This window comes from Lachnoclostridium phocaeense (assembly GCF_959599685.1).
In the GTDB taxonomy this organism is placed as follows: domain Bacteria; phylum Bacillota; class Clostridia; order Lachnospirales; family Lachnospiraceae; genus Claveliimonas; species Claveliimonas monacensis.
The window spans coordinates 73,138-90,676 of record NZ_CAUGIN010000008.1 but is presented as its reverse complement, the minus strand read 5'-3'; the positions used below and the strand labels follow the sequence as shown (position 1 = coordinate 90,676).

General features: G+C 48.8%; 20 protein-coding genes and 1 tRNA gene. 5 read left to right on the top strand and 16 right to left on the bottom strand.

The window, feature by feature from the left end:
- Positions 1-9: 9 nt before the first annotated feature.
- The 6 genes from rpsS to rpsJ form a co-directional block, all read right to left on the bottom strand.
- Positions 10-291 carry a 30S ribosomal protein S19 gene (rpsS, locus tag Q5911_RS05515; protein WP_076780555.1) on the bottom strand — a complete coding sequence of 94 codons (282 nt, stop codon included), beginning with the start codon at positions 289-291 and terminating at the stop codon, positions 10-12.
- A gap of 25 nt (positions 292-316) precedes the next feature.
- Complete coding sequence (gene rplB, locus Q5911_RS05510) at positions 317-1,159, bottom strand: 50S ribosomal protein L2 (RefSeq protein WP_076780553.1); 843 nt, start codon at positions 1,157-1,159, stop codon at positions 317-319.
- A 387-nt stretch (positions 1,160-1,546) separates the two neighbouring features.
- On the bottom strand, positions 1,547-1,852 hold the full coding sequence (gene rplW, locus Q5911_RS05505) for a 50S ribosomal protein L23 (RefSeq protein WP_076780551.1): 306 nt from the start codon (positions 1,850-1,852) through the stop codon (positions 1,547-1,549).
- Positions 1,852-2,472: a 50S ribosomal protein L4 gene (gene rplD / locus Q5911_RS05500; RefSeq protein WP_076780549.1), complete on the bottom strand. Its 621-nt coding sequence runs from the start codon at positions 2,470-2,472 to the stop codon at positions 1,852-1,854. Before rplD ends, rplW begins: the two co-directional genes overlap by 1 nt.
- 28 nt (positions 2,473-2,500) lie before the next feature.
- Complete coding sequence (gene rplC, locus Q5911_RS05495) at positions 2,501-3,184, bottom strand: 50S ribosomal protein L3 (protein ID WP_076780547.1); 684 nt, start codon at positions 3,182-3,184, stop codon at positions 2,501-2,503.
- A gap of 88 nt (positions 3,185-3,272) precedes the next feature.
- Entirely contained in the window at positions 3,273-3,590 is a 318-nt protein-coding gene (gene rpsJ / locus Q5911_RS05490; RefSeq protein WP_076780546.1) for a 30S ribosomal protein S10, read from the bottom strand.
- 404 nt (positions 3,591-3,994) lie between these two features.
- On the opposite strand from rpsJ, the gene Q5911_RS05485 reads away from it, so the two are divergent.
- From Q5911_RS05485 to Q5911_RS05475, 3 genes are all read left to right on the top strand, one after another.
- Positions 3,995-4,867 (top strand): LysR family transcriptional regulator, encoded by an 873-nt coding sequence (locus Q5911_RS05485; protein WP_303181560.1) that lies wholly within the window; start codon positions 3,995-3,997, stop codon positions 4,865-4,867.
- 219 nt (positions 4,868-5,086) lie between these two features.
- Entirely contained in the window at positions 5,087-6,460 is a 1,374-nt protein-coding gene (locus Q5911_RS05480; protein WP_087174287.1) for a sodium-dependent transporter, read from the top strand.
- A gap of 200 nt (positions 6,461-6,660) precedes the next feature.
- On the top strand, positions 6,661-7,593 hold the full coding sequence (locus Q5911_RS05475; RefSeq protein WP_303181556.1) for a permease: 933 nt from the start codon (positions 6,661-6,663) through the stop codon (positions 7,591-7,593).
- A 71-nt stretch (positions 7,594-7,664) separates the two neighbouring features.
- On the opposite strand, the gene Q5911_RS05470 is transcribed toward Q5911_RS05475, so the two are convergent.
- The 8 genes from Q5911_RS05470 to Q5911_RS05435 all read right to left on the bottom strand — a co-directional run bounded on the left by Q5911_RS05470 (position 7,665) and on the right by Q5911_RS05435 (position 14,938).
- Positions 7,665-8,312 carry a YcxB family protein gene (locus Q5911_RS05470; RefSeq protein ID WP_242842803.1) on the bottom strand — a complete coding sequence of 216 codons (648 nt, stop codon included), beginning with the start codon at positions 8,310-8,312 and terminating at the stop codon, positions 7,665-7,667.
- A 507-nt stretch (positions 8,313-8,819) separates the two neighbouring features.
- Positions 8,820-9,296 (bottom strand): glycine/sarcosine/betaine reductase component B subunit, encoded by a 477-nt coding sequence (locus Q5911_RS05465; RefSeq protein ID WP_303181554.1) that lies wholly within the window; start codon positions 9,294-9,296, stop codon positions 8,820-8,822.
- A gap of 12 nt (positions 9,297-9,308) precedes the next feature.
- Positions 9,309-10,079, bottom strand: coding sequence for a proline reductase cluster protein PrdD (gene prdD, locus Q5911_RS05460; RefSeq protein WP_303181552.1), 771 nt, complete (start codon positions 10,077-10,079; stop codon positions 9,309-9,311).
- Positions 10,080-10,194: 115 nt separating this feature from the next.
- Complete coding sequence (gene prdB / locus Q5911_RS05455) at positions 10,195-10,920, bottom strand: D-proline reductase (dithiol) protein PrdB (RefSeq protein WP_303181551.1); 726 nt, start codon at positions 10,918-10,920, stop codon at positions 10,195-10,197.
- Positions 10,917-11,219 carry a CBO2463/CBO2479 domain-containing protein gene (locus tag Q5911_RS05450; RefSeq protein ID WP_081957947.1) on the bottom strand — a complete coding sequence of 101 codons (303 nt, stop codon included), beginning with the start codon at positions 11,217-11,219 and terminating at the stop codon, positions 10,917-10,919. The genes prdB and Q5911_RS05450 overlap by 4 nt, the downstream gene beginning before the upstream one ends.
- Before the next feature lie 14 nt (positions 11,220-11,233).
- Complete coding sequence (gene prdA / locus Q5911_RS05445) at positions 11,234-13,090, bottom strand: D-proline reductase (dithiol) proprotein PrdA (RefSeq protein WP_303181549.1); 1,857 nt, start codon at positions 13,088-13,090, stop codon at positions 11,234-11,236.
- Positions 13,091-13,282: 192 nt separating this feature from the next.
- A complete protein-coding gene (gene prdC, locus Q5911_RS05440) occupies positions 13,283-14,674 on the bottom strand; it encodes a proline reductase-associated electron transfer protein PrdC (RefSeq protein ID WP_281724929.1) in 1,392 nt (463 codons plus the stop codon).
- A 166-nt stretch (positions 14,675-14,840) separates the two neighbouring features.
- Positions 14,841-14,938 (bottom strand) — tRNA-Sec (locus tag Q5911_RS05435).
- 297 nt (positions 14,939-15,235) lie between these two features.
- On the opposite strand from Q5911_RS05435, the gene Q5911_RS05430 reads away from it, so the two are divergent.
- Both Q5911_RS05430 and Q5911_RS05425 read left to right on the top strand, forming a co-directional pair.
- Entirely contained in the window at positions 15,236-16,270 is a 1,035-nt protein-coding gene (locus Q5911_RS05430; RefSeq protein WP_281724930.1) for a proline racemase family protein, read from the top strand.
- 114 nt (positions 16,271-16,384) lie between these two features.
- Positions 16,385-16,972, top strand: coding sequence for a TetR/AcrR family transcriptional regulator (locus Q5911_RS05425; protein WP_303181547.1), 588 nt, complete (start codon positions 16,385-16,387; stop codon positions 16,970-16,972).
- Positions 16,973-17,099: 127 nt separating this feature from the next.
- On the opposite strand, the gene Q5911_RS05420 is transcribed toward Q5911_RS05425, so the two are convergent.
- Both Q5911_RS05420 and Q5911_RS05415 read right to left on the bottom strand, forming a co-directional pair.
- Positions 17,100-17,336, bottom strand: a complete 237-nt coding sequence (locus tag Q5911_RS05420; protein WP_303181546.1) for a DUF3343 domain-containing protein — start codon at positions 17,334-17,336, stop codon at positions 17,100-17,102.
- On the bottom strand, positions 17,336-17,539 hold the full coding sequence (locus Q5911_RS05415; RefSeq protein ID WP_033124760.1) for a sulfurtransferase TusA family protein: 204 nt from the start codon (positions 17,537-17,539) through the stop codon (positions 17,336-17,338). Before Q5911_RS05415 ends, Q5911_RS05420 begins: the two co-directional genes overlap by 1 nt.

Genomic DNA, 17,539 nt, shown 5'->3' with positions numbered 1-17,539 from the left:
TAGCCTTATTTATCTCACTCTTGATTTCTTTTCGTCTTTTCCATGTCCTCTGTATGTTCTGGTTGCTACGAACTCACCGAGTTTGTGTCCAACCATATCTTCCGTCACATATACCGGCACATGTTTTCTTCCGTCATGAACGGCGATCGTGTGTCCTACCATGCTCGGGAAGATCGTAGAACGGCGAGACCATGTCTTGATAACGGACTTCTCTCCGGATGCGTTCATTGCATCGATCTTTTTAAGCAGGCTTGCGTCTGCGAATGGTCCTTTTTTAAGTGAACGAGCCATTAGTTCTACCTCCTTGTGAAACTATTTATTTGATTCCTTTACCGTCACGTCTTCTTACGATCAGCTTGTTAGAATGTTTATTCTTCTTGCGGGTCTTAAGACCAAGAGCCGGTTTGCCCCAGGGTGTACACGGACCCGGACGGCCGATACCGGTCTTACCTTCACCACCACCGTGCGGATGGTCATTCGGGTTCATAACAGAACCGCGTACTGTCGGGCGGAAGCCCATGTAGCGTTTACGTCCCGCTTTACCGATGTTGATCAGGTTGTGATCTCCGTTTCCTACCACACCGATAGATGCGCGGCACTCGATCGGAACCATTCTCATTTCACCAGATGGAAGTCTGAGGGTTGCATATTTTCCTTCTTTAGCCATTAACTGGGCGCTGTTTCCAGCGGAACGAACAAGCTGTCCGCCCTTGCCCGGGTAAAGCTCAATGTTGTGGATCTGTGTACCAACCGGGATGCGTGAAAGCGGCAGGCAGTTTCCTACTCTTACCTCAGCCTCAGGTCCGTTCATGACTTTCATGCCATCTGTCAGTCCCTGGGGTGCCAGGATGTATGCTTTCTCACCATCCTCGTAGCAGATCAGCGCGATGTTTGCAGATCTGTTCGGATCGTACTCAATACCAACTACTGTAGCCTGGATACCATCTTTTCTTCTCTTGAAATCGATGATCCTGTATTTTCTCTTAGCTCCGCCTCCGCGGTGTCTTACTGTAATCTTTCCCTGATTATTACGTCCTGCCTGGCTGCTCTTGGAAGCAAGCAGAGATTTCTCTGGAGTCGTCTTTGTGATTTCAGCGAAATCAGATCCAGTCATCTGTCTTCTGGAAGGCGTATATGGGTTATAGGTTTTAATTCCCATGATTGCTTCTCCTTTCAATGCTAATTATTTGTGTCACGGAATTGCACCGTATATGCGCGATAAGCAGAGTGAGGGTAATTGCACGGAAGACTGTTACGCTTGCGTAAACAGGCTTATGGGCAATTAGCTGAGCGTGTAACGCGACTGAGGGACCGCAGGTCCCGAGGTCACGCTGCTTATCGCTGTGGATCCATTGGAGTTATCCGCAATGGATTTACAGGTTCGCTCAACTAGGCTCACATAGTAGATACATCCTCGCTTTGCTCGGAGTATCTGCTTTCGCACTAGGCTCGCAAGAACCTCGCCAAGTGCTCAATGCATCGCCAAGTTTCGCGAACGGGGCCCGACTAAGCTTCAGCCTTCGCTATCGCTCGCCTTCAGCAAGTCTTATAACCCCTCGAAGATCTCGATGTCAGCGCTCTCCTCTGTCAGCTGAACGACAGCTTTCTTTGTCTTTGCTGTCTTGCCGAACTGCATGGTTCCGCGCACTCTTCTTCTCTTTCCTTCGTTGTTCATGGTGTTCACGCTCTTAACTTTTGTTCCGGCGAACATCTTCTCAACGGCCTCTTTGATCTGAGATTTTGTAGCCTCTGTGTGTACGAGGAATGTATATTTCTTCTCGCCCATCAGCTCCATACTCTTCTCAGTCACTACTGGTTTAAGGATTACATCATAATATTTGATATCAGCCATTATGCGTACACCTCCTCGATACTAGCAACAGCAGCTTTTGTTGTGATCACTGTGTTGTATTTTAAGATGTCGTACACATTAATTGTATTTGTCTTTGTGGTCTTTACATCAGCGATATTCTTTGCAGAAATCTCAGCGTTTGTATTTCCGTCTTCTAATACGACTAATGCTTTCTTCACATCCAGGTTCTTCAGAACATTTGCAAAGTTCTTTGTCTTGTGATCTGCAAATGCGATCTCATCGATAACGATGAACTTGTTCTCCGCAACCTTAGCAGAAAGTGCAGACTTGAGAGCAGCTCTCTTCTCTTTTCTGTTCATTTTGAAAGAGTAATCTCTCGGAACCGGTGCGAATACTACGCCGCCGCCTGTCCACTGGGGAGCTCTTGTTGAACCCTGTCTTGCGTGACCTGTTCCCTTCTGCCTCCACGGTTTTCTTCCGCCGCCGGAAACCTCTGAGCGAGTCTTCGCTTTCTGTGTTCCCTGACGATTATTTGCAAGCTGGCTTACAACTGCCATGTGTACCAGGTGGTCGTTTACTTCCACACCGAATACAGCATCGTTCAAGTCGATCGTACCAACTTCTTTACCTTCGATATTGTAAACAGATACGTTTGCCATCTTAAGTGTTCCTCCTTCCTCGCAAAAACTAGTTAGCAGCTTTCACTGTTTCTTTAATAGTTACCAGAGATTTCTTCGGTCCCGGTACAGAACCCTTGATGAGCAGCAGGTTGTTCTCTGCGTCTACACGCACAACCTCAAGATTCTGAATTGTGATCTTCTTGTTACCCATCTGTCCAGGCATCTTTTTGCCTTTGAACACCTTGCTCGGATCAGATGCAGCTCCGTTGGAACCTGCGTGACGGTGGAACTTGGAACCATGAGCCATAGGTCCTCTGTGCTGTCCGTGTCTCTTGATCGCGCCCTGGAAACCTTTACCTTTGGAGATTGCTGTAGCGTCTACTTTATCGCCAACCTCAAAGATATCAGCTTTGATCTCCTGTGCCGGAGCATACTCCTGTGCGTTCTCAAATCTGAACTCTTTTACGTATCTCTTTCCAGAAACACCGGCTTTTGCGAAATGTCCCTGCTCAGCCTTTGTCAGGCCGTGGCGGTGAACGATCTCTTTCTTGCCGCTTTTATCTTTGTTGATGATCTTGTCTTTCTTGTCAACAAATCCAACCTGAACTGCATCGTAACCGTCATTCTCAACTGTCTTAACCTGTGTTACTACACAAGGACCAGCCTGAAGAACTGTTACAGGTGTCAGCACGCCGTCTTCGTTGAAGATCTGTGTCATTCCGACTTTTGTAGCTAAGATAGCTTTCTTCATTATAAATACCTCCTGTGATTTACAGCGGAACACCTTTTGGTGTTCATCCTAAATTTTAGGAATACTGCTTTTGTGATTGATGCAGAGCTTATTTGCTCTTCATTTTGATATCAATATAAACACCAGCCGGCATCTCCAGTCTTGACAGAGCGTCTACTGTTTTCTGTGTCGGTGTGATGATATCAATCAGTCTTTTGTGAGTTCTCTGCTCGAACTGTTCTCTGGAGTCTTTGTACTTGTGAACAGCACGCAGGATCGTAACTACTTCCTTCTTTGTCGGAAGCGGTACAGGTCCGCTCACCTTTGCTCCATTTTTCTTTACAGTTTCGATGATCTTTTTCGCGGATGCATCAACAAGCTGATGATCATACGCTTTGAGTGTGATTCTCATTACTTGACTTGCCATAAAAAAAGTCGCCTCCTTTTCGTACTTTTGACTTCAGTACGACAAGCGGTGACTGTACACTCTCCCGTGTGTGTCGTGAGAAACTCACACGTTGTTACCACATCTCAGTGGCTGTTATAGTTTCGTACAGTGACTTGTCGCCAGTTTCCTAACTTGACATTCGCTCCACGGAAAACCCGCCCTCACTTATGACTTTGCCGGGGCAGCAACCTCACGCTTCACAGCTATCATGTCACAGCCGTTTTATTATATATGAAATGCCTTGTGTTTTCAAGTGTTTTTTACATTTTTTTAATAATTCATCTTAATACAGATATTTTACTTGTTTTTTTCCCTCTCATCCTCTACCATTTACTATCATGGCACCCTATTAAAATACATTATATATAGAAGGAAAGCAAGTTATGGATATCAAAAGATGGAAAGTTATGCTGGCTGTTGACGACTACGGCAGCTTTACCCGGGCAGGCGAGGCTCTGGGCTACACCCAGTCCGGCGTCACACAGATGATGAAGGCCCTGGAGAAGGAGGTCGGTTTTTCACTTTTTATAAAAGGAAAGAAGGGCGCCGTCCTGACCCCGGAGGCCCAGTCCCTTATTCCCTCCGTCCGGGCGCTCCTCAGCGCGGACGAGGTTGTTCACCAGGAGGTATCCGCGCTGAAGGGCACCCCCACCGGTACCATCACGATCGGCACATACTTAAGCTGCTCCATCCACTGGATCCCGGAGATCATCCAGAAATTCAGGGAGAGCCACCCGAATATCGTCTTCAAGGTCATAGAGGGCGCCGAGGACGACCTCCCGGACTGGATCCAGGAACGCCGGGTGGACATCGGATTCCTCAGCCACCAGGAGGGGCATCATTTTCAGTTCCTGCCGGTCATGGACGACGAGCTTTTTGCCGTTCTTCCCAAGGGACACAGCCTGGAGGACTGCAGCGCTGTCCCCATGGAGAAATTCACAGGCGCTCCCTTTGTCACCACAGAGTATGCGCCGGGCAGCGACATTTACCGGATCCTGAAGGTGTTCCACATCAAGCCGGACATCCGCTTCCTCTCCATCAACGAGTTCTCTGTCCTCTCCATGGTGGAGCACGGACTGGGCATCACCATCCTCCCCGGCCTCCTCCTGCGGGGGCAGACCGGCAGCTTTGTAAAACGCAGGCTGGAGCCACGCTCCTTCCGCCGGCTTGGGCTGGGCTACTCTTCCTACGATGACCTCTCTCCTGCTTCCAGGATCTTTCTGGAATACGCAAAAAGCTTTCTTCTGGATGACTGATCTTTTGCGCGCAAAACATTAGTTATTCTAATGCCTGCATTAACTTTTTTCATGTTTTTATTGACATCTCACCTCCTTTCATCATATACTAGAAGGGAGGATTGAGATGTAACGGTGCTCTCGCAGATGCTGAGAGTGCCGCTTTTTTATTTTCTCCCTCGATCAAGGGAGGCACAGAAGGCGGAAACAGCCGGCTCCCGAAAGAAAGGAAGTATCTTTATGAGTAATCAGACAAACCAGGAAACTCGTCAATGGGGCTCCCGATTTGGCTACCTCATGGTTGCCGCCGGCGCCGCGATCGGCCTTGGAAACATCTGGAGATTCCCCTATCTTGCCTACCAGGGGGGCGGTGGTGTATTCCTTGTGGTCTACATCATCGTAGTAGCTCTGATCGGTCATCCCATGGTACAGATGGAGACTGCCATCGGCCGCTATACAGGCAAGGATACGGTCAGCGCTTTTCAGCGCATCAACAAAAAGTGGGGCTTTGCAGGCTGGATGGCCAACATCTGTACCCTGATGATCAACATGTACTACGTCGTCGTGGGCGGCTGGGTCGCCAAGTACGCGTTCCAGTATCTCACAGGCGGCGACTTCGGCGCTGACAAGCAGGCCTATTTCGACAGCTTCACCTCCTCGACCGTAGAGCCCATCGTCTGGGCCATGATCCTCCTTCTGTTCGTCTCGGTGCTTCTGTATTTCGGCATCACCAACATTGTGGAGAAGATCTCCAAGGTCATGCTGCCGCTCCTCTTTGCCCTGCTCATCATCTGCGGCATCTGGGCCTTCTTTGTAAATGAGAACGCCATCGAGGGCGTGAAGTATTACCTGCTTCCTGATTTCAGCAAGTTCAGTTTCACCACCTTCGCCCAGGCAGCGACGCAGGTGCTGTTCTCCGTGGGCATCGGCTGGGGCCTCTATGTGACCCTGGGCGCCAACATCCCCAAGCAGAACAACCTGAAGAGCGACGCAGTCATGGTCTCCGTCTTTGACACGGCCGCCGCGATCCTGGCCGGCTTCGTCATCGTTCCCTCCGCCTTTTCCGGCGGCGTGGACATCGAGTCCGCAGGCCCCAGTCTTGTGTTCAATGTCATGACGGACATCTTTGAGAAACTGCCGGGCGGCCGGATCATCGGCTTCTGCTTCTTCCTGGCCATCCTCTTCGCCGTGATCTCCTCGCTGTTCAGCTTCTTCGAGATCTCTGTGCGCACCTTTGAGGATAACCTGCACATGGGACGGCTGAAGGCCTCCGTCACGACGGCTGTCATCGTCGGCATCGGCAACATCTTCGCCTCCCTCGGTTTTGGGCTCTTAAGCGGTGTGAAGCTTCCCTGGATCGATGCAGGCGGCTTCAAGACCCTGGGCATCTACGACTGGCTGGACACCTTCACAGCCTACCTCCTAATGCCCATCGGCTGCATCCTCGTCTGCATCTTCATCGCGAAAGTATGGGGCTTTAAGAACTACGAGAAGGAGGCCACCAACGACGGAAAGTTCGGCCATGTGAACACCTATGAAAAGTTCCTGACCGTCTTCGTGGTTCCCTTCTTCATGATCATCATCCTGCTGACCGTGTTCGGCTTCATCAAATAAGAGCGGAAGCAGTAATTTGAACAATCAGGCGTTTGTTTTTATCGCTCAAATTAGACAGAATGCTCAGTTTCAGTTGACTTGTTAATTTTTTGATGATACAATGGCAGTGATAACCGGGTTCGCCTCCGCTATAATCGGGGGTAGCTTTAGGGGGGCGGGCTCTGAAACAATTTTTATTCATAATCTGGAGGGATGTTTTTATGGCAATGTACATCATGAAGGGATTGTGCGTGATCGGTATCATCCTGAACGTTGTTCTGATGATCCGCAAGAACAAAGAGCTCCGCGCAAATCCGGAGAAAGACCCTGGAACTGGAATGACCGGCGAGGAACTGTGGCAGAGAGGTAAACAGCCGAAGAATCTTGTCGCAACCATTATCACTGGATTTGTAGCGAACTTCCTGGATACTCTGGGAATCGGTTCTTTTGCTCCGTCATCTGCTTCTTTTAAGCTGACGAAGTCTGTAGACGATATCCTGGTTCCCGGCACGCTGAACGTAGGCGATACCGTTCCTGTATGTGTGGAGGCTTTCCTGTTCTTCGGTTTCGTAGATATGGATATCCTGACACTGGTTCTGATGATTGTCGCTTCCGTAGTTGGTTCTTTCGTAATGGCCGATATCGTAACCAAGTTCGACCGGAAGAAAGTTCGTTACGCGCTGTTCATCGGTCTGTTCATCCTGGCTACCGTGATCCTGATGAAGGTTTTCGCAGTTGGTCCGTTCGGTACGATCGGTACAGAGCTTGGTCTTCGTGGCGTGAAGCTCGTGATCGCTGTTGTCGGCAACTTCATCTTCGGCGCTCTGATGAGTATCGGTGTTGGTCTGTACGCTCCTTGTATGGCTATGGTTCTGGCTCTTGGTATGGATGCCGGATGTGCGTTCCCGGCTATGATGGGATCCTGCGCATACCTGATGGCATTTGGTAACGGCCCGAAGTTCATCGCTCAGGGAAGATACGACATGGTTGCCTGCTGGACACAGGCTATCTTTGGCGCCATCGGTGTTTACTGCGCATACGCTTTCGTATCCAGTCTGCCGTTGGATACACTGACCAAGGTTATCGCTGTTATCGTTTACATCACAGCGTTCCTGTATCTGCACGACGCTATCAAGAAAGGTTCTGCAGCGTAAGCAGACTCATAAAAACTTCATAATGAGAGAAAAAAAGGTTCTGCGTGGTCATCCCACACAGAACCTTTTTCTTATCTTCTTTCTTTTTCTCTCTCCTGCGCCTCGATCCGCATCCGCGTGATGTGGCCGCGTATCTGCATTCCAAAGTTCTTAAACCGGTTCCAGAGCCCCACAGGCAGCCAGCGGTAATCCGCGCCGCTCTTCTCAAGGATAAACTCCTTAAAGTCCCTCTCCTCACCTTCGGTAAAGTTTGCCTTCGGCAGGATCAGCAGATCATCCTCGTTCATACCTACGTAGTATGTCTTTTCATCCTCCCAGATCCGGTAGATCGTCTTGTAGTAACCCATATTGTCCACAGACCCGTTCTGCCGCACCCGCACGCCTGTATTGCCGAACAGGTAGGTGAGCTCCTCGTTTTCCTTCACCGCCGGGTCCCCTCTCATCGTGCCAAGCGCCAGATACTGCCGGAACAGTCCCGTCGCAACGAGCAGGGCGCCCACGCCGTAGCAGACGATCACGCCGGGCAGCGCCATATTCTTTACCAGAGTCGGCACAAGCGCCAGCAGGATGCCTGTCATAACCAGGTTGAAGGTGACACGCGGGTGTTTCACCCGGTTATAGAATTTGATATATTTCATCATCATGGCCTTGTCCCGCCGGATGTCCACCACATACCGGTTCTTCCGCGGATCGGCCGCCGTCTGCTGCTCCATTTTCACTTCTTCCAATTTCTCCATTCCTCCCTTTCGTTTCGACAGGATTGCCGTCTCGTGGATATTATACCACATCTCCGGGCATATGCCTACAGAAAGTGCGGTCTGCCGTTGCTTTTGTCTGATAAAGTGATAATACGTCACTTTATTAAATTTATACAAATTCAGCATCCGGCAATACACTTTATTTGTATAAACATACAACTTTTCCCCACCTTCTCCAGGTGTCTTGACACCCGGGCCATCTTGTGCTATAGTTAACCCAATCTTAATAAAGGTTGCAGTTGCAGTTGATCTGATGCCGACCACTTTCCCCAAGGGCAGTCCTGCATTGGTGAACTACAATTTATATATACTTTTCTCCGTCAAGGAGATACTTTTCCCCAGCTTTGTATATATACATACAAACTGCATTGCAACGAGGAAAAACCTCTCAATGACATACCAAGAAGAAAGGGCACGACATGAGCAGATGTCGTGCTTTTTCTTTCCTGTTTTTCCATGGTTTAAAATTTATCTGTGCTGCTCCATCTTTCTCATCTTGAGTTTCAGCAGCGCAAGCGCTTTCTTGCAGTCAAGCTCAACCATGTTGTTTTCCCCAACCACATTGGTCTCTGTGCCGTCCGCGCTCTTGTTGATATCGACGATACCGTCCAGATAATCATTGGTAACGACAAACTGGGCCACTGTACCACTGAAGTTCAGACCAGTAACAGCTATTCCCCTTGTACCAAGCTGCTCGCATGTGTTTGTAAAGTCCACATCGCTGTTTCCCCAGCCGTCGGAGGAAATGATCACTCCGTCCGCGCGCATGGCTTCTGCCCACACGGCTGTTCTTGTTCCCACAAGCATTTTATCTACGTTATCATCCGGTGTTCCCACAATGACAATTCCCATCAGATCCACGTCTGTGTCCTGGGAAACCACATCCAGAAGCGGGTCTCTGAAATGATGAAGTGATGTTTCTTTTGTTGATGGTCCGATACCCATACTGTTCACCTCCTACTGCATGGAACGGATAATTCCGTCTCTGTATTCATTGGGCGTAACAAGGATCGGCATATTGCCCATATCTATAATGGAACGTCCGCCTTCCACACCTGATGGCTCTTTCGCAAACAGATGTGTATCGTACATAGCACCCTGTCCGGCCACCTGTTTTACAATAAGCACTCTCTTCTTGCCAGGTCTCACGATATCGTGGTACTCATGGCGCTCTGTGCATTTTTCGCCCTTGAATTTCTTCAGCTTCTCGCGATATGTCTGGATAAACTTATCACACGCTCTGTGAGCGGCTGTCGGGCCGGGTCTCTCCTGTCCCATTCCCTCTTTCAGCGTAACATCAAAGGAGATGATATAGTCATCGTCACCCGGTGTTCCTGCTCTGTTCAGATAAAGCTGATCCTTCAGATTTCCCTCGGAAGATCCAAATTCATGACACTGTTTTCCAACTGTATCCACACCAGTCAGCATCACATATACTCCTGTGACTGTGTGGGTAATGCCCTCTCCGATCTTTCCAAGAACCTTTGTGGAAATCGGAATGATATCCATGATCGTGTTTGTCCAGCGGTCGTGATCTCCCGGCTTAATGATCTGAATATCGATCTTCTCGATACAGTCTTTCTCTTCAGTAACAAGCCCGTCCAGCATCTCTTTGCTGACAGTCATGTGCCCGTCCACCGTGATATCGTTGTGCTCTCCCCACTCCACATCAGTCATATGGAATGCTTTGATCACAAGGCGGCGTAAATCTTTTACCTGTTCTGGCATTTTTCCACCTCCGTTACATTGTTATATTGTTAACATATCTTTTTTACAAAAAGGGCAGATGATAAAACATCTGCCCTTTAAATCCTGTCTAGCGTTTAATCCAATACTTCAGATATTAGATCTTAGCAACGTATTCATACGGCAGCGGTACGATCGTTCCAGGTGTCTGGATCTTGATCAACTGCTCAAGAGTAGCTTTTACGATCTGTGTCTGCTGTTCTACGTTGTGAGGACCACCCGCATTAGCACCCATAGGTACTAACGGAGCTACCGCACGAGGAGTTCCGGTCTGACGTACAACCGGAGGAAGAGCTGCAATAATGATTGTAGGAATTCCAGCCTCTTCAATCGCTCTCTGCACCAGTACTGCAGAGCGGTGGCAGGTACCTCAGCCAGCGGTGAGGACTACTGCGTCAACGTCCTCTTCTGTAAACATTTTAGCGATAGCCGGACCAGTCTCGTGTTTGAACTTCTCCTGGTTTCCGCCGCCGCCCATGAAACCTGCATGCACCGGAGCACAAGCTCTGATAAATCCTTCTGCTGCAAGCTCATGAATTCTGTCGATGGGGAACATACAGTTGATGTCCTTGTTAACATCACTGTTGTCATATCCACCGTGTGATACCATCAGTTCGCTGGATGGTGTTGTGTTCTCTATCTTTCTCCATGTGAAGTCACCGGCAAGATTAAATCTCTCCTGGTCTTTCTTATGAACACCAGCAGCTGTTGCAAGAGCTACAGACATGTCTTTCAGCTCTTTTGTAACAGGCGCCCATACTGCAGGAGGAGTAATAGGAACGAAAATTTCAGATTGTAAACCTTTAACAACCGTTAAACTCATTTTGAAACCTCCTTATTCTCCATTTGTCCACGCATCTTTTCCTGATTGCGTCGTTCTTTCTCTATATTGCTGACATACTTTTCATTTACTTCAGGACCGAGCTGCTCCGGAAAACTCATGTTCCATCCAAACTCCTGTCCCACTTTCGGCTCTGTGTCGCATATGAACATCCGCTTCGGAGCCTTGAAAAATCCAAGACGTCCTTTCAGATCCACGCTGATGCTGCAGTCGTCAACATCCACGACAACGCCTTCCATGTAAATGATCCTGTCGCCATAGTGCAAGCGTTCGTTATTCATGAAACCGCCTCTGATTAGTCGTATTTTTCCTTACGTTTCTGGCTCATCGGCAGGGACTGCTCGTTATCAACAAGCTCTACCTTCTTGCCGTATGCACCCTCGATCAGCTCTACGTTTGTAGACTTAACGTTCGGGTTCCACTTCTTCTCAGCAGCTTTCACTTCCTCGCCTGCCATAGCTGTCTTCAGCATAGCAAGTGCACGGATAGCATCCTCTTCACACAGAGTGTTGCATCCAAGAACTTCGTTCTCGATACCGGACTCGGATTTGTTGTTGTCAACCATGTATGTCATGTACTTGTTACCAACAACGAGAGCACCCTGTACTGCACAGTAGGACATTCCAACTGTCGGAACGCCTCTCATACCGATCTGCTCGATATGGCTTGCGAAGTCGATGTGGTTGTTTCCGAAACCTTCTGTTGTAACGAATGCTCCGTCAACGTCCATCATCTCTACTGTATGTCCTACACGTTTGGATACGTAGAATTTCTCAGCGTTGATCTGCGGGCTTCCTACGAATACTACACCGCAAAGGTCAACTTCCGGATCATGCAGAGCCTCAAGTACGAGTGGCTCTCTCCAGTAATGTCTGGACATCTCTTTGGATGCAGGTCCGATACATGTCAGAGCATGGATACAGCCATCCAGGACCTCAAGCGGAGATACGCATACAGGAACATTTCCTAAGTCAACGTTTGCTCTTGCTCCAAGGATACCAACCGGCTCTACAGGAAGGATGAAGTTGTCATGCATAGCTCCCTGTCCCATAATCTCTTTTACGATAACGACTTTCTTCTTGCCAGGACGACGAACCTGTTTCAGTTCCTGAGTCTCAGCAACAAGGCTCTCGTCAAGCTCTTTCATAACCTCGCGGATTTCCTGTGTAATAACATCAAATGCTGTGTGAGCAGCCATAGGTCCACGACGCTCCATGTTTGTCTTCTCCTGGATAACGATGTTACCCTTGATGAAGATCTCGCCTTTATCCGGGCATCCCGGACGGCCCCACATGATGTTCTCATCCAGGTATCCTTCGGAAGAACCGAACTCACCGATCTGAACGCCGCCTTCATCTACACCTGTCAGCATCATAACAACGCCGTCAAGGACACGTGTTACGCCTGTACCAAGGTCAGCATCGCCCTCTTTTGTAGCGATCGGCTGTACGTCCATGATTGTCTCAGAATATGTGTGGTATTTGTCAGGAGTGATGATCTCCAGGTGGAAATCTTTAACCAGTTCCTGGTTGTCGATTACTTCCTGCTCAATTCCCTCACGGATGTAAAGAGTTGTTCCCTCGATCTTTGTCTCAGGTCCTCTCTTAACTTCTGTGATCTTGAAGTGTTTTCTTGTTAAGGTTCTTACTACCTTCTCTTCCTCTGCCTCAGCTGCCGGTGCTGCTGCGCCTGCAACTGCTGCCTCTGCTGCGGGGATCTCTGCTACTGCAGCTCCGCCGTTTCCAAGTGCTCCTACCGGGATCTCAAGGTTGATGTCCTTTCCTTCTCCGATGTGGATCTTCAGCATACCGCCTGCTGCAACCGGTGCTGCTGCCGCCGGTGCTGCTACAGGTGCTGCCTCCTCCTCTGCAGGAGCTTCCTCTGCTACTGGTGTGCTTGGTGCTTTTGCTCCCTCTACTTTGTCTGCAGTAAGCGGGCAAAGAGAATCGCAGGTCTCTTTCAGTTTCGCACCTAAAACTTCCTCGATGGTAAGGCATCCATCAAGGTTCAGTAATCCTGAATCTACAAGATCGTCAAAGATTGCCGGATCTTCCAGATTAGCTGGCTCGATTGTAATGCCGCCTTCGGCTCTACAACAAAGTACTGCAGGATCATGTGCATGTGCTTTAGCTGTTTCAGCTGTGATTGACATATTTTTTCCCTCCTTGTTTTGTTGCCTGTGGATATCCCTTAAGGGATACCCCGTTTTTTATCCATGCTTTGCACGGATAAGGGTGTATATTTGCAGCCGCCGATAAACAAAAGAACACCTCTCATTTTTTCTCACCTGCGGAAGTATCGGGGTGGCTCCCGCAGGGTTTATCCGCGACAGAAATACCGTTTTTTAGAAATCGATATCCTGGCTTACTTCTTTGGATATCTTAAGTGTTCTGTAAAGAGGATGTCCAATTGTCCTCATTACGTGGTCTGTCTGATGGAAAACTTTCAGTCCCATCTTCGGACCGGAAGCCATAACTGTGTTGGAGCAGTCAGAGCAGTTACCGATGATGATGTACTCGCATCCGTCTTTCTTGAACTGCATGTTGTTCTTAACCTGTCCAGGACAGTTACCAGGTCTTAAGCATTTCAGCGGAGCGCCCGGCTTGTTCTCGATAGCCTGTTTGCATCTGCAGACAGATATAACATTGGCATTCATCTTGGAAGCGATCTCACGCATACGCTCCTCGCTTCCGCCGCAGGCACAGACAAGAAGTCCTGTCTTTGCGCCGTGGAGATCCGGGAATTCCATTGTCACAAGGATACCGCCGGTAGTCTTTGTGATAGGAGCATCCATATCTGTGGATTTTCCTGTGAAAGCTCCTCCCATGATGATCTCGCCGTACTCGCCGTCAATGCCGCCGGCTTTCTCAATCAGCTCTCCAACACTTACACCAACCGGAACGTCCATGAATACGTGTGCTTCATTGCCGCCCACCAGTTTTCCGCGAACGGTTACGTTCTTTGTGATGCATGGTTTTCTCTCATCGATAGCTTCTGCTACTTTTGCAACTGTCTCCAGGTTTACAACCACGGATCTTGCTGCTGACGGAAGCTGTGTTGTCGTAAGGTTCACGCCAAGGCACTCTCTTACTACTGCACGCTCCTCGCCCATCGGATAGATATCTGCCATCATGTGCATGGAGATGTCCGGCTCACTCTTCAGCGCCGCATCCAGGATCTTGATGGCTTTGTGATGTTTCTTCTTAATAGCAAAGATCGCTTTGTCGGCATGTGTGATCTCCATACAGTATTTCACACCGCGGATCACTTTATCCGTCTGCTCCTCAAGCTGCTGGATGTTGTGCTCCAGTCCGGGCTCGCACTCTGCCGCATTGATCAGGATGTAGCTGTGCTCCAGCTTGAATCCTTCCGGCAGCTCCGGGTTTATCTCCGGATCCATCTCACCCATGGGAGTCTCAGCAAGATTGATGTTCAGCTTAATGCCTGTCGGGAAACCGGCACCGCCCATTCCAACGATTCCCGCTTCCTTTACCATCTCAAGTTTTGTTCCCTCTTTGATAGGAACGAATTCTTCTTTCTGTTCTTCGTCTGGTTTGATGATGATGCGATCATCTGTCACTTCCTCTACCACACCATAAACACTGGAAAAAATATTTGCCCCAAGTCCAGTCGGTGTAGCGATCAGTGTGCCTTTTTCCACTGCATCGCCGGCTTTCACGATAGCCTGGCAAGGCGCGCCTACATGCTGGCGCAGTAAGATCTGTACATTTCCCATGACACTCTTCTCCTTTTCTTTTTTTATTAAGCAAAAACAGATACGGTTCATCCGTTTCCATTTACTTATCACATTCAAAACGTCAAAAGAAGACTTATCGGTCAGATTAATAAATTTTATCTATAAATCGTCTCTGCTACTTTTTTAACAGAATAACGCTGTTTTCTGGCGGAGGCATGTGGGAATCGAACCCACCCAGGACGCTCCTAACGCCCCACACTAGTTTTGAAGACTAGGAGGCACACCAGTCACCCATCTACCCCCCTATTGTTTCTCATGCCCATTAACAATAGCACAGGTTTTTTCAGAATTCAAGCCTTTTCTGAACACTTTTATATTAACAAAAAATCATTGACTTTTCAAGGCATTTACCCCATAATAGTGATTATAAAGATGAACTGCGTACTAGAATGCAGTCTAATCGTTAATTTCCTGTCATTCGGAGGGTGATTTTTGTATAAGGCACAGAGGAAACATGGGGGTTTTCAATGTGTTTTTATAAAAACTTATAGTTTTTGTCTATAAGGAAAACATTTTCTACAATTTAAGGAGGTAGTAATTATGGAGTTAAAAGCTAACGTTAACTTCGACCGCTTTGAGGCTGCACTTCAGGTAGTGGATGCTCACACTGAAGGAGAGTTCTGCCGTGTTGTAATCGGTGGTTTCCCGGAGCCAGAAGGCAACACAATGATCGAGAAAAAGAAATGGATGGAGAAGAACTACGACCAGGTTCGTACTGCTCTTATGTTCGAGCCAAGAGGACATCACGACATGTTCGGTGCTTTCCTCTGCAAACCGGTTGACCCCGAAGCTTCCTTTGGTGTTATGTTCATGGATACAGGCGGATACCTGAACATGTGCGGACACTGCACCATCGGCGCTGTCACAGTTGCTGTTGAGGCTGGTCTTGTTGAGTCCCACGAGGGCGAGAATGACGTTGTTCTCGAGGCTCCTGCCGGACTGATCCGGACAAAAGCTATCGTTAAGAACGGCAAAGTTGAGAGCGTTACTCTGACAAACGTTCCTGCATTCGTTTACAAAGAGAACCAGAAAGTAACTATCGATGGCAAAGAGATCACTTTCACAATCTCCTTCGGCGGAAGCTTCTTCGCTCTGGTTGACACTGCACAGCTTGATATCGGAGAGATCAACGGAAAGACAGTTCCCGCTTACACAGCTCTTGGTATGAAGATGCTGGATGTCATCAACAAAGAGATCCCTGTAAAGCACCCGCTGCTTGACATCGACACAGTTGACCTTGTTGAGTTCTACGGACCTACTCCAAACCCGGACAAGGCTGACTTAAGAAACGTTGTTATCTTCGGCGATGCCATGGCTGACCGTTCACCATGCGGAACAGGTACAAGCGCTAAGCTGGCTACTCTTCACCACTGGGGAGAGATCAAAGTCGGCGAGGAATTCCGTTATGAAAGCTTCATGGGAAGCCTCTTCAAGGGCGTGATCAAAGAGACAACAAAAGTTGCTGACTATGATGCAGTTATCCCGATGATCACAGGAAGCGCATATCTGACAGGTGTCGCTACATACCTGATCGATCCGGAAGATCCGCTGAAATACGGCTTCCAGGTTGGCTAATCCAGGCAGAACCCAGGAATATTCAAGATATTCTTTATAATATCAGGACAATCAGGGAGAGCGGTTCGTACCGCTCTCCTTTTGCATTAACCTCTTTCAGAAAGGGATGAGAACATGGCAAGGAAACGGCAATCCACAAAGAGCCGGATCGTAAAGGCAGCGTGGAACCTTTTTTATAAAAACGGTTACGACAATACCACCGTGGAGGATATCATCAATGCTTCCAAGACCTCCAAAGGAACTTTTTACCACTATTTCAAGGGAAAAGAAGCGCTTCTGAACACGCTCTCCAACTTGTTTGATCAGAAATATGAGGAGCTGTCCGCCACCATCGACCCGGACATGAGCGTCTATGACAAGCTGCTCTTCTTGAACCACGAACTGTTCTTTATGATCGAGAACAGTGTGGATCTCCACCTGTTGGCTTACCTGTACTCCTCCCAGCTGATCACCAAGGACAAAAAATCCCTCTCCGACAAAAAGAGGTTCTATTTCCAGTGGCTCACCCAGCTGATCCAGGAGGGGCTGGACAGCGGAGAGTTTGCCGACACATCGACGGCCGCTGAGCTGATGGATATCTACGCCATGTACGAGCGGGCTCTTCTGTACGACTGGGCACTGTTCAAGGGAAAATTCTCCCTGACCGCCCGCAGCGACAAGCTGCTCCCCCATGTTCTGGACACGTTCCGCCATGGTGTCTGACAGTCTGACATTTCAGATAGCAGCTGCCGCGGCTTTTACAGGACGCAAAGAGAGACTGCAGGGCACTTTTGCCTCTGCAGTCTCTCTTTGCATTCTTTTTTCAATTGTCATTCCACAGGGAATGGGATCACACCATGCACTCGTGGAGAGCCTCACTCTCTATCCCCGCCTCCCCCATTACAGAAAGGATGGCTTCCCGCTCTTCCAGGGCCGCACACCACGCAAGGCCGCATCCGGCGGATATGGCTCTGGGCACAGGAATGAGACGGCCGGGGGCATTCTTTTCCTTGCACGTCTTCTCCATGGCCATGGCATCGGCTGTTGTGTGAAAAGTAACAACCAGTTTTGATTCTTTTTTTCTCATTATTCGATCACTACTTCAAAGCAACCGTCTTTCTCTGTCGACACTGCCTTCTTGCCGTGGTCTTTTGCGTATTTCTCCACGTTCATCTTCTGATGGGGCTCACTTACAAGCACCTTCACAGGGCCGTCTGCATTTTTGAGAGCCTCGGCGGTCAGCATCAAAGGTTCCGGGCAGGAAAGACCTCTTGCATCTACTTCCTTCAT